10 protein-coding genes are annotated in these 11,588 nt (G+C 66.8%); 6 read left to right on the top strand and 4 right to left on the bottom strand.

Annotated features, from left to right (window positions below):
* Window positions 1-245: 245 nt before the first annotated feature.
* Together EJ072_RS35000 and EJ072_RS34995 are read left to right on the top strand one after the other, a co-directional pair.
* The gene (locus EJ072_RS35000; RefSeq protein ID WP_126083315.1) at window positions 246-2,345 is read left to right on the top strand and encodes a Wzz/FepE/Etk N-terminal domain-containing protein; all 2,100 of its coding nucleotides are present in this window, start codon (window positions 246-248) and stop codon (window positions 2,343-2,345) included.
* 1 nt (window position 2,346) lies between these two features.
* A complete protein-coding gene (locus EJ072_RS34995) occupies window positions 2,347-3,684 on the top strand; it encodes a VpsF family polysaccharide biosynthesis protein (protein ID WP_126083314.1) in 1,338 nt (445 codons plus the stop codon).
* Here EJ072_RS34995 and EJ072_RS34990 read toward each other — a convergent pair.
* From EJ072_RS34990 to EJ072_RS34975, 4 genes are all read right to left on the bottom strand, one after another.
* Complete coding sequence (locus EJ072_RS34990) at window positions 3,643-4,053, bottom strand: type II toxin-antitoxin system HicB family antitoxin (protein WP_126083313.1); 411 nt, start codon at window positions 4,051-4,053, stop codon at window positions 3,643-3,645. The two genes, EJ072_RS34995 and EJ072_RS34990, sit on opposite strands and share 42 nt — an antisense overlap.
* 106 nt (window positions 4,054-4,159) lie before the next feature.
* Window positions 4,160-4,294, bottom strand: a complete 135-nt coding sequence (locus EJ072_RS37440; RefSeq protein ID WP_281059513.1) for a hypothetical protein — start codon at window positions 4,292-4,294, stop codon at window positions 4,160-4,162.
* A 346-nt stretch (window positions 4,295-4,640) separates the two neighbouring features.
* A complete protein-coding gene (locus EJ072_RS34980; protein ID WP_126083312.1) occupies window positions 4,641-5,906 on the bottom strand; it encodes a cellulase family glycosylhydrolase in 1,266 nt (421 codons plus the stop codon).
* A 39-nt stretch (window positions 5,907-5,945) separates the two neighbouring features.
* Window positions 5,946-7,133 (bottom strand): DUF1972 domain-containing protein, encoded by a 1,188-nt coding sequence (locus EJ072_RS34975; RefSeq protein ID WP_245467113.1) that lies wholly within the window; start codon window positions 7,131-7,133, stop codon window positions 5,946-5,948.
* Window positions 7,134-7,489: 356 nt separating this feature from the next.
* On the opposite strand from EJ072_RS34975, the gene EJ072_RS34970 reads away from it, so the two are divergent.
* The 4 genes from EJ072_RS34970 to EJ072_RS34955 all read left to right on the top strand — a co-directional run bounded on the left by EJ072_RS34970 (window position 7,490) and on the right by EJ072_RS34955 (window position 11,529).
* Window positions 7,490-8,668 (top strand): glycosyltransferase family 4 protein, encoded by a 1,179-nt coding sequence (locus tag EJ072_RS34970; protein WP_126083310.1) that lies wholly within the window; start codon window positions 7,490-7,492, stop codon window positions 8,666-8,668.
* Window positions 8,665-9,972, top strand: coding sequence for a hypothetical protein (locus tag EJ072_RS34965; RefSeq protein ID WP_126083309.1), 1,308 nt, complete (start codon window positions 8,665-8,667; stop codon window positions 9,970-9,972). The genes EJ072_RS34970 and EJ072_RS34965 overlap by 4 nt, the downstream gene beginning before the upstream one ends.
* A gap of 9 nt (window positions 9,973-9,981) precedes the next feature.
* Window positions 9,982-11,208: a GNAT family N-acetyltransferase gene (locus tag EJ072_RS34960; protein ID WP_126083308.1), complete on the top strand. Its 1,227-nt coding sequence runs from the start codon at window positions 9,982-9,984 to the stop codon at window positions 11,206-11,208.
* Window positions 11,209-11,304: 96 nt separating this feature from the next.
* The gene (locus EJ072_RS34955) at window positions 11,305-11,529 is read left to right on the top strand and encodes a hypothetical protein (RefSeq protein WP_126083307.1); all 225 of its coding nucleotides are present in this window, start codon (window positions 11,305-11,307) and stop codon (window positions 11,527-11,529) included.
* The last annotated feature ends 59 nt before the right edge of the window (window positions 11,530-11,588 follow it).

The raw sequence follows: 11,588 nt of genomic DNA, 5'->3' as shown, positions 1-11,588 counted from the left end.
GCCGGTCCCCGGGCGACTCGCCTCCGGAGCCGGCAGGCAGGCCCGCCGGTTCTAGTTCCCGCCGCATGCGCACGATGTCTCCAATTTCAGCTGCACCTAATTTCCACCGTGTCGGTGCAAACTTCGTGCCAGGGCAGCCCCAATTTATGAACATAATTAACAGTGTTTTAATCGTTGCCGGGAATAGCTAGGCCAACGCCGCATTTCTCGTCTTGCCGGCCGATGGAGCGTTGTCGGAGCGACCTTTGCAACCACCCCTGCTCATGGTGCCCCAGCAGAACGCTCCGGAGGCGGTCGCGCCGGCGCCAGCCTATTACGCGCCCGCACCGGCGCCAGCGGCTGCCACGGTCGAGCTTGGCGATCTCGGCCGCATCCTGCTGCGGCGCCGCTTCCTGATCCTCGCCGTCACCGCGCTGCTCACCGGATTGACGCTTGTCTACACCATGCTGACGCCGGCGCTCTACTCCTCGACGGCGCAGATCATCGTCGATCCCGAGGACCTCCAGGTCGTCACCAACGACGTAAATCCGAGCCGCATCTCGCCCGACGGCGGCATCACCCAGGTCGAGAGCCAGGTCAGCGTCGCGCAGTCGAACGGCGTGCTGCTGCGCGCGATCAAGGCGGAGAATCTCACCGAGGATCCGGAGTTCAACGGGCAGGGCGGTCTCGGGCGCTGGATGGGCATGCTCTTCGGCGACAGCGACACCGACAGGACGGCGACCACGCTGGATTCGCTGCGCCGTGTCCTCGCTGTGAAGCGCGACGACAAGGTTCTGGTGCTCAACATCATCATCACCGCCAAGAGCCCGCAGAAGGCGTCGGACATCGCCAACGCCATCGCCACCGCCTACCTTGCCGACCAGGCCGACGCGCGCAAGGAAAAGGCCGCCAAGGCCTCCGAGGCGATCACCGCGCGGCTCGACGAACAGCGCAAGCGCGTCGAGCAGGCCGAGAACGCGGTCGAGGCCTATCGCTCGCAGCACAACATGGTGATGGCGCAGGGCAATCTGGTGAGCGACCAGGAACTGACCGGGCTCAATGCCGAGCTGACCGCCGCGCAGGCGCGCACCCAGCAGCTCAAGGCGCAGGTCGATCAGCTGCGCAGGCAGGGCGGCGCGCCGGACGCGACCTCGGAAGCCACACGCTCGTCGACGATTTCAAGCCTCAGGGCGCAGGAAGCGGCGCTGGTCGACCAGATCGCGCAGCTCGGCACCGGGCTCGGGCCGCGCCACCCCTCGATGATCGCCGCCCAGCAGCAGCTGCGCGACCTGCGCGTGCTGATCCAGCGCGAGCTCGGCCGCATCGTCACCGCCGCGGAGACCGATTATGAACGATCCCTGGCCAACCAGCAGGCGCTGCAGGCCAAGGTGGCGGCGCTCAAGTCGAAATCGCTCGATACCGACCAGGCATCGGTGCGTCTGCGCGAATTGCAGCGCGACCTCGACGCCGTGCGCACCGTCTATGCCAACTACCTGCAACGCGCCCAGGAAACACGCGAGCAGACCAATGTCGACAGCACCAATGCCCGCATCATCTCCAATGCCATGCCGGCGCTGAAGAAGAGCTGGCCGCCGAAGGGGCTGCTTGTGTTCGGCGCCGTGTTCGGCGGGCTGGCGCTGGGCATCGGCATGGCGCTGATCGCCGAATATCTTTCGCCGACCGTGCTTTCCGCCAACCAGATGCAGTCAGCCATCGAGGCGCCGGTGCTGGGCGTGCTGCCGGGCAGGGGACGCCGCCGCTCCGGCGCTGCCGCCCAGAAGACCGATGCCGTGGCGGGGCTCGCGCTGCAGCGTATCGCCGCCGCCACCAGGCGTCCGTCGGACTGGCCGCTGGTGCCCTCCATCCTGGTGGCGTCGTCGCCCGAGGACAAGGCGCAGCGCTCGAGGGTGGCATGGCAGCTCGCCAACGCGGCCGCCGCCAGGGGCCGCCGCGTGCTGTTCATCGACATCAATGCCGGCAAGGGCCAGAAGGACCCGCAGCCCGGCGTGCTCGACGTGCTGCGCGGCGAATATCCGCTCGACGCGGTCAGCCGCTATGCGCCCGGCAGTTCGGTGGCGCTCATCGGCCGGGGCCGGCCGGCAGCGGTGTTCCAGGAAGCGCAGGCGCTCTATTTCGCCCACCGCATGCTGGCCGAGGCCAATCGCAGTTTCGAGCTCGTCGTCATCGACGGCGGCGCGCTGGCCGACGACCTCAACGTCCTGCCGCTGGTCGCCATGGCCGACGAGATCCTGCTCGTCGCCAGGCTGAACGCGACCCCGATGCGCGACGTCGCCTCGACCTCCGAAGCGGTCTCCGTCATGGGACGGTTGCCGACCGGCGCCATGCTGGTCGACGAGGCGGCCTGACATGGCCTCGATCCTGGCTGGTCCCGCCCGGCCTGTCCCGGCCCCGGGCTACGGCATGGCGGGCCAGCGCACTGTTCCGGTTGACACGCTGACCCGTCTTGGCATCACCGTTGCGGTGCTGCTTCTGTTTTCCATCTCGGGCGGCATGCTGTGGCTGGCAGGCTACAATTACGACGGTCTGCAGGGCAGCCCGCTGAGCAAGATCCACCCGTCCACCTATCTCTTCGTGCTCGTCTTCGTCTGGCGCGCCTGCACCTTCGGCAATCCGGTCGGCTATGTGGTCCATGTCACCAACAAGCGGCCGGCAACGATGCTGATGGCGGTGATCTCGACGGTGCTTCTGTTCGTCGTCATCCTCAGGCAGCGCCCCGGCATGGCCGGCATGATCGACACGTTCGTCGCCCCGGCGCTGGTCGTGCTGCTGCTTAGCGAGGACGATGAGAAGACCTTTGCCCAGCTGCGGATCGTCATCCATGCCGTCATGACGGTGAACGCGCTGATGGCGCTGTTCGAGTTCGGCACCAAGCATCTGGTGTTCCCCTACAGGTTCGACGGCGCCGTGTTCGTCAATGATCTGCGCTCCACCGCGCTGCAGGGGCATCCGCTCTCCAATGCCACGGTCACCTCGATCTATGTGCTGTCGCTGCTGTCGGGTTCGCGCTCGCTGTCGACGCCGCTCAGGCTGGCGCTTGTCGGCTTGCAGTTCTGCGCGCTGGTCGCCTTCGGCGGCCGCTCGGGCATGGTGCTGACGATCCTGCTCGGCGGCGTCTATCTACTGATACAGGGCCTGGCACAGCTCAGGACCGGGCGAGTCAACCTCTTGGGCGCCGCGCTGGTGATCATGCTCGCCGCTCTGCTGCCGCTGGCGATCGCGCTCGCCGGCTATTACGGCTTCTTCGACGCTCTGCTCCAACGTTTCGTCTCCGACAGCGGCAGCGCCAATGCCCGCGTCGAGATGTTCGACCTCTTCCGGCATCTGGAGCTGCGCGATCTGATCGTCGGGCCCGATGTCGACCTGCTCGACAGCATGCGCCGCATCAGCGGCCTGGAGCAGGGCATCGAGAACCCGATCCTGCGCCTGACGCTCTACCAGGGCGCCTTCTTCACGCTTCTGATCTTCTTCGGCTTCGCGCTGTTCATGCACGAGGTTGCGCGCCGTTGCCACCCGGGCATCTGGCTGCCGATGCTGGGCTGGCTCATCCTGCTCAACACCTCCGAAAGCATCGCCTCCAAGACGACGCTGATGACCAAATTCGTGGTGATCGCGCTGGCGCTGTACAGGCCGGCGAAGGAACGATCAGACAGTTTCCTTAAGCCTCTCCCTGGCCGCCGCAGCTAGAAACGCAGACCTGGTGACACCCAGTCGATGAGCTGCTTCGTCGATGTCGGCCAGCAGGCCTGCATCCAATGAGATATTGGCCCGGGCCGGCCGGCCATAGTCGCGTATGAGGGGGACCGAGATCAAAACGGCGCCATCGGTCAAGGCCGATCGTACCGCCTCATCGGCCATAAGCTCGTCCATGCTGCGAGGGCGGGGAGCGTCATGACCCTCCGCCAGTTCTTCAGCCACCCATTCAGCCAGAGCCGCGGTTGCGTCCTTGAATGCCTCATCCCGGTTTTCCGATTGGGCCACGCAGCCTGGTGCATCGGGGAACGACACACCGACGATGCCGTCCGCGGCATCCACGAGTGCGATATAGCGAGACATGTCCTGGTCCTATGTTCTTCGTTGCCTTGCTCTTGATGGAGCGTGGTGAGGAGTCGGTATTATTCCCAGCCCGCCGCTTTTGCGATTGACCGGGCTACCAAGGGCGTCACCGCCTTGTGCCGGGGACCATGATCGTCGGCATCCCGGCCTTCTTGTATTTGTCGTGTTTCGAGCCGCCGACAAGCTGCCAGCCCTCCCGTTCCAGCCGAGCCTTGATCTTGGTGGTGTTGGTCTCCGGCACAAGGATTCCTTGGGAAGCTAACGTGCAATTATTTGCACAATTTGCACGACCTATCAACGAAAATGCGCAAATAGATGTACATTCTTGCTGCCCGGCGGCGAGCGATTGGCGGCGGGCGCCGTTCATCACCCGGAGCAGAACAGGGCGACCGAGCACAGCCTTTACGCATTGGCCGCCACCCCGCTCGCCTCATGCCTCCGCGTCCCAAGCAACACCAGCGGCACCGCGACCAGGTTGATCGCTATCACCGACAGCCAGATGGTGATCTCGCAAGAATGCACCGGTCTCCCACCCACCGGCTCCCGCATCAAACCAAACGCTTGGAACGGTTTGGTGATTCAAAAAATCAAGTTGGCGGCATCGTCAAGCCCAGCGCCTCGACCATGGCGGGATCGAGCGCGCGGGTTATGTCGTCCATCATGCCCATGCCGTCGAACAGGTCCCAGAACGCCCAGGGAAAGCCGGCGGCTTCTGCGCTCTGCCGGACGTCGGCGATGTAGCGGGCGCGGTCGGGATTGGGCGCGGCGGTAAAGCGGGCGTCGGTGCGCAGCGCGCCGAACTCGCCCATGATGATGCGCCCGGGCGCGATGCCATGGCCGTCCGCCCAGCCGCTCACCTGCGCGAGGTAGCCGTCGATGAAACGACGGTCGGGCTGGGCGTCGAAATAGACTTTCAGCACCTTCTCGGTCTCTTCATAGGCGGCCTTCTTGGCTTCGTCGGACCTCTCCGTATCCTCAGCCATCCTGGCCCGGACCGAGGCCAGCGTCTGTTCCAATGTGCCGGCCGAGGCTGGCCACGGCACGTTGTTCAGCGCGCGGTAGACCGGCTCGCGCATCCATGGCGCGCCCTGATGGCTGAACAGGTAGGGTTCGTAGAAGTGGAAGGTGAACAGGATCGGCTCGAATTCCGCCAGCGGCGCCGGATCGAGCGCGGTGAGGCCCCGCACCATCGAGCCGCAGCCGCCGGTGACGACGATCGGTAGGTCTTTCGCCGCGCCACGCGCGGCGGTCAGCAGCGCTGCCTGCACCTTGGGCCACACCTCGGAGGAACAGTCCTGCGGCGGCTCGTTGACCGGCTCCAGCGCGACCCTGCCGGGCGCTATGTCCTTGAGCATGCCCGCCACGTCGGCGACGAAGGCCCGGTAGCGGGCGAATTCCGGCGCGCCGGTGCTGGAAATCATGCGCTCGGGGTTCCAGTAATGGGTGGCGCCATTGGCCTGCACGTTGACGATGACGCCGAGATCGGCGGCCAAAGCCGCTTCGACCGCCGCACTGAGCATCGCCATGAGGTCGGCGCGTCGGTCCGCATCGGCGACCAGAAACGGGCCCGGATCGACAGGCAGGCGGATGAAGTCAAGCCCGCTGGCGCGCAGCCGGGCAAGGTCAGCCGGCGTCGGCACCGGCCGCTGCGACTGGAAAGGCGGCCAGTCATAGTCGGTGCGTGGCGCCGGGTATTCGCGCGTCAGCGCGAACCACGGCCAGGCGTTGACGCCGCGCCTGAAAGGCCATTCGCCGGCGGCGCGCGCTCTAGATACGAGCGGCGGGACCGCCAGCGGCGCCGTCGCCACGGCCAGCGCCGCGCCGAGCAGACGGCGGCGAGACCAGCCGGTCATGCGTGCCCAGTCATGCGTGCCCCAGTCATGCGTGCCCAGTCATGCGTGCTTGGCCCGGTCGGCTTGCGCCGGCGCGGCGGTGGCGCCGCCGAGCTGCCGCAGCGCTTCCTTCTCATAGGCGGTGAGCACGTCTTCCCAGCGGAAGGCCTCGCGGGCGCGTGCCCGCGCCGCCTTGCTGCAACGCGCCACCAGCGCGTCGTCGGCCAGCGCCGTGTCGATCCGTGCGCTCAGGCTGTCGGTGTCGTTGAAATAGATCGCCGCCTCGCCGGCGACCCAGCGGTTGTAGCGGTTGTCATGGGCGATCACCATGTTGCCGGCAGCCAGCGCCTCAACCAGCGAGGGGTTGGTGCCGCCCACAGTGTGGCCGTGCATATAGGCGCGCGCATGGTAGCGCAGCGCCTTCACGCTCGCCTGGTCGTAGATCGCGCCTGGCATGATCACCGTGGTGCCTGCCGCCTCGCGCACGGCGCGATGGTAGGGGATCTCGTCGTTGAGCGTGCCCAGCACCACCAGCTTCATGTCGCCGCGATCGCGGCGGCGGAAAGCTTCGATGATCGGCAGGATGTTGTTGTCGGGTTCGATGCGCGCGATCGAGACCAGGTATTTGCCGGGCTCGAGCCCGAGCGCGCGAACGGGTTCCTCCGGCGCCGAGGTCACCGGGTCGGCCCCATAGGCGATGGTGGTGATGGCGCTGCGCGGCCGCCGCGTCGCCAGATGGTCGGCGATCGCCGGGTGGTCTGCGATAAGCCGTTGCGACAGCCAGGCGCCGATCCATTCGTTGAGCCAGAACCAGGCGCGCGCCGCCGGCCCCCATTTCGGCCGCCGCCACTCGATGCCGTCCATATTGGTGATGATCCTGCGCCGCATGAGCCTGAGCCAGGTCAGGAACACCGCGCCGTTATAGCCGAGCACCAGGCACACGCCGGGGCGCCTGGCGGCATCGAGCACGCATTGCCAGTCGAACTCCAGCGTCGCGCGCGGCCCGCTGGAGGCGACCTCGATGGTGATGAGCTCGATGCCGCGCCAGGTGTCGCTCGTCACCCTTTGGCCGACGCGCTCGACTTCCTTCTGGCAATAGACGCCGACCTTCCAGCCGCGTCCGGCCAGGAAAAGCGCCAGCCGCTCGGCGAAAGTCTCGAAGCCGCCGTGGGAAGCCGGAATGCCGCGTGTCCCCAGGATCAGGATCGAAGGCTTTTCGATCGGGTTGGAAGATAGTTCCGGTTTCAAAATAAAAGGATTCCCCCGGGGTCCGGTCATGGTTGTCGCTATGTCAATGACCGCCCAGCAACTTCCGTGCCAGGGGTACCCCCAGGGTGGATACTCGCATGAAGGTGTAAAATTTCTCTTCAGAGCGCGGGGCTTGCTTCATTATCGGTCAACCTTCGCGACGTATCTGTGTCGATACGGGGCACGGTCGGGTACCAGGGCCGCAGCAGGGCAATCAGGAAGCCGGCACGATCCTTGCTCCCGGGCCTGCAGTGGCCACCGCTGGGTGGAGCGGCGTGCGGATTTGGCATGAAGTTTCTTCCGCGCTTGAAGGGCCCGGTGCCGAGCGGACTCGAGGTGCAGGTGGAAAGAAAGTGATGCGCATTGCCTGCGTTCATCAGGGCTACGAGCTCTATGGTTCGGACCGCAGCTTCGCCGAGAGCGTGGCTGCGCTGCGCGCCGCGTTTCCGGCCGCCGAGATCGAGGTCGTGCTGCCGCGCCAGGGGCCGATCGTCGAGATCCTCAAGCCGCATGCCAGCCGCATCGTGTTCGAGCCGCTCTGGGTGCTCAGGCGCCAGGCGATGCTCAGGCTCGCCACCGTCGAGATGGCGCGACTGCCCGCGGCGCTCTGGCGCGCCTGGCGCCGCATGCGGGGCAGCGACCTGACCTATATCAACACCTCGATCATCGCCGACTATGCGCTGGCCGCGCGGCTTTTGCCGCGCAAGGCGCTGCTGCACATCCACGAAATCCCCGAGCGCATATTGCGCAAGGTGCTTGTCGCCCTGATGCGCTGGAGCCGTGCGGACCTGATCTTCAACTCGCGCGCCACGCGCGCAACGTTCGGCGATCCGCCGGCCATCGATGCCAGGGGGCGGCGCACGCATGTCGTCTATAACGGCGTCGCCGGGCCGCTGGCCCTGCCGGTGACCTATGACGGCAGCCGCCCGCTCAGGGTCCTGCTGCTTGGCCGCGTCAACCGCATCAAGGGGCAGGAGGTGCTGCTCGAAGCAGTCGCCTCGCTTCCCGCTGGGTTGCGCAATCGCGTCGAGGTCCGTCTCGTCGGCGGCGCCTTCGAAAGCGTCGAGCGCGAGCAGGCGCTCGCCGAGCTGGTCGGGCGCATGGGGCTTACAGGGCATGTCGAGGTGCTGCCCTTCGTCTCCGACCCGACCGACCACTATCGCTGGGCGGATATCGTGGCGGTGCCGTCGCGCCGCCCGGAATCGCTCGGTCGCGTCGCCATCGAGGCGATGGGCTGGGGCAGGCCGCCGCTGGTGTCGGCGATCGGCGGACTGGTGGAAGTGGTGGCCGACGGCGAGACCGGCTGGCATGTGCCGCCGGGGGATGCCAAGGCCCTTGCCGGCAAGCTCAGCGAGATCATCCAGCGGCCGGAGCTCTGGCGCGGCTTCGCCGCCGCCGGCCGCACGCGCTACGAGACGCTCTTCAGCGAGCATATCGCCGCCGCCGCGATCGTGGCGATCGTGGCCGACAAGCTGAAGGCCACGCCGCGGCGGGGACGGGCGGGCGTCGCCCGCGAGGCGGAGACGAGCCCGTGAAGTTCACCTTCCCGGCCCATCTGGTGCGGCGCCTCATGCTGATGATCGGCGGCGAGGCGATGCAGAGCGGCTTCCATTTCGCCCTCAACATCGCGTTGCTGCATCTTCTGTCGGCCGAAGGTTACGGCCTCTTCGCGCTGGCCATGGTGATGGGCGGCGTCGGCCTGTCCTATATCCGCTCGCTCACCGCCGTTCCGGCCGCAATATGGATGGGCAAGAGCACCAACAGCGCCGGCGTCGACGCGTATGACATGACCTTCGGATCGGCGGCGCTGGTGGTGGCGCTGCTGATGGGGCTGGGCACGGGGCTGCTGATGCGCCTCTTGGGCGACCCGAGCGGCATCGGCGCCGCCTGCTTCGTCTGCGCCTGGTCGCTGCGCAGCCATATGCGTACGGCATTCTTCGCGCGCCGCATGCAACTCGTCGTCTCCATCAGCGACGCCGCATTCACGATCGCGGGCATAGTGCTGGCGGCAGCGGCGATCTGGTTCTTCGCCAACGCGCTTCAGACCACTTTCTACGCACTTGCCGCGGCCAATATCGTCGGCATCGCGGTGCTGGTGAAACTGGCGCGCCGCAGGCTGCGCGTCTCGTTTCGCGCGCCGACCTGGCGGCGCTATGCAAAGCTCTGGCCGCAGCTCTGCTGGTCGGGCTTCAGCGCCACCACCACCAACATCCAGGGGCAATCCCTGGCGCTGCTGGTCGCGGGCATCGCCGGGCCTGCCGCCTACGCCCCGCTGGCGGCGGTGCTGGTGCTGTTCGCGCCGCTGCGCATCTCCAGTCTAGCCTTCTCGAACATGCTGCAGCCGGAACTTGCAAAGCTGGTGCGCAACAAGGAGTTCGACCGCGTCTGGACGCAGGCCAAGATCTGGGCGCTTGTCATGGGTTGCGGCAGCCTGGCCTATGGCTGCGGCGTCCTGTTCATCCTGCCGATGATCAAATCGCAGGCTCTGCAGCATGCCTCGGTCGGCCTGATCGGGCTCTTCGCCATCGCCAACTTCGTGCCGATCATGGCCTATGTGATGCCGCGCGTGGTCCTCGAGATTCTGGGCGATTTCCGCATCGTCGCCTTCATCACCATGGCCGGCGCGATCGTCGGGCTGGCGACGATCGGCATCCTGCTGGCCGTCGCGCCGTCGACATGGGCGCTGGCCGGCGCCGCGGTGTCGGAGACCTTCGTGCTGGTGGCCTCATGGTATTTCACGGCCAACCGCATGTGGAACCTCAAGCACCCCAACGAGCAGCGCCCCACGATGGTCGGCGCCTGGCGCCGCGCGGCGACGCTCGCCGTGCAGAGACGATAGGAGAATGATGTGGCAAGCCAGGCAATGCCGATGGCCGCGATGACGACCGGCCTGGCCGAGGGCGAGGCCGCGCCGCACGCCGGCGCCGCTGGCATCGCTTACGTGGCGCAGTTGCACACCAGCCTCGAAACGGCCAAGCCGCTCTGGCTGCGTCTCGAGACGACCGGCGTGTGCACCGGCCACCAGCATTTCGCCTGGGCCGAGGGGATCGTCGAGCGGCTCATGCCCCCGAAAGCCGAACTGGCCATCGTCGAATTGCGGGACGCCGCGACGGCCGAACCGGTCATGCTCGTGCCGCTAATGCGGCGCCGCGCGTTCGGCCATTGGGTGGTCGAGTGGTTGAGCTGCGGGGTCTGCGACTACGCGGCACCCTTGCTCGCCGACGCCACGCCCTGGACAAGGCAGTCCGCCGAGGCCGCCTGGGCGGCGGTGCTTTCCGTGCTGCCGCCGGCGGACCGCATCCACATCACCGGTATCCCGAAGGAGATCGGCGGCGTCGCCAATCCCCTGGCGCTGCTTTCGCCGGCGCGCGATTCCATCCATTCCCGTTACGGCATCGCCATGGATGGCGACGCCGACACCGTCGTCAAGCGCATCTGCCGTCCGTCCTTCGTCAAGGCCCTCAACAAGGACCTGCGCCGTCTGGACCGCAATGGTGGCCTGGCGTTGGTGGAAGCCGACACGCCGGCGTTGGTGGACTCGATTTTCGGCAAGCTGGTCGAAATGCGGCTCAGCCGTTTTCGCGAGCTCGGCCGGTTCGATCTCCTGGCGCGGCCGCCGGTCGCCGAGTTCTACCGAAGCGCGGCGCAGCGCGGTCTGAAGGACGGTTCGGTACGCGTCTTCGGCCTGCGCGCCGGCGACGTCATGGTCGCGGTCCAGTACCTTGCGGTCCATCTCGGCACACTGCATGCGCTGCTGGTCGCGATCGACCAGGCCGCGGTGCCCAACGTTTCGCCCGGGCTGTGCATCATGGGCGAGCTGATCCGCTGGGGCCGCGGGCAGGGCTTCGACTATTTCGACCTGTCGGTCGGCAACCAGAGCTACAAGGAGCATATGGGCGCGGTGAAGTCGGTTCTGTCCGAGCTTTGCTACGGCATCACGCTGAAGGGCCTGGCCGCGAGCGGCGCCATCAAGTATCGCGGTCGGGGCGTCGCCTTCGTGCGCGACAACCCGCGCCTCTTCAAGCTCGCGCAGGACTTCATGCAGCGCTGGCGGCGGCTGCGGGCGGGGCGGTGAGCGGGCGGCCTGCGCTGGCCAAATTGACTCACATTCCGCTCTCCGCCATGCTTGTGACAGCCGCATCCTTCGGCGGCAGCGTGTTCGAGTGAGGCCATGGCCAGTCCCGTCTCCAGAGAAAAGTCCCGCCGCGCCGCGGTGAAGTCCGCGCTCGAGCGCCACAAGGTCTATGTCACCGCGCAGCGCTTTTCCGGCGGCACTTACAGCGCTCGCGTGCTGGTCGACGGCGAAGCCTATTGGGTCGACGAGTTCCGGCTGAGCCAGCTGAGGCAGGGGCTGACCCCGGCCGAGCTGGAACTGACGCCGGCGATCGACGATTGATCTCTTTCCTTTGCTCCGCCGCGCTATAGGAAAATCTCAGATGCTGGCGGGACAGCCCC

Source organism: Mesorhizobium sp. M2A.F.Ca.ET.046.03.2.1 (assembly GCF_003952425.1).
Lineage (GTDB): Bacteria > Pseudomonadota > Alphaproteobacteria > Rhizobiales > Rhizobiaceae > Mesorhizobium.
The sequence above is the reverse complement of the archived record's forward strand: the minus strand, read 5'-3'. Positions and strand labels throughout refer to the sequence as shown.

Excerpts from the sequence above, each read along its gene's own strand:
- EJ072_RS34970 (WP_126083310.1), top strand. The coding sequence starts at position 7,490 with ATGCGCATTGCCTGCGTTCATCAGGGCTACGAGCTCTATGGTTCGGAC.
- EJ072_RS34955 (WP_126083307.1), top strand. The coding sequence starts at position 11,305 with ATGGCCAGTCCCGTCTCCAGAGAAAAGTCCCGCCGCGCCGCGGTGAAG.
- EJ072_RS34995 (WP_126083314.1), top strand. The coding sequence starts at position 2,347 with ATGGCCTCGATCCTGGCTGGTCCCGCCCGGCCTGTCCCGGCCCCGGGC.
- EJ072_RS34990 (WP_126083313.1), bottom strand. The coding sequence starts at position 4,053 with ATGTCTCGCTATATCGCACTCGTGGATGCCGCGGACGGCATCGTCGGT.
- EJ072_RS34980 (WP_126083312.1), bottom strand. The coding sequence starts at position 5,906 with ATGACCGGCTGGTCTCGCCGCCGTCTGCTCGGCGCGGCGCTGGCCGTG.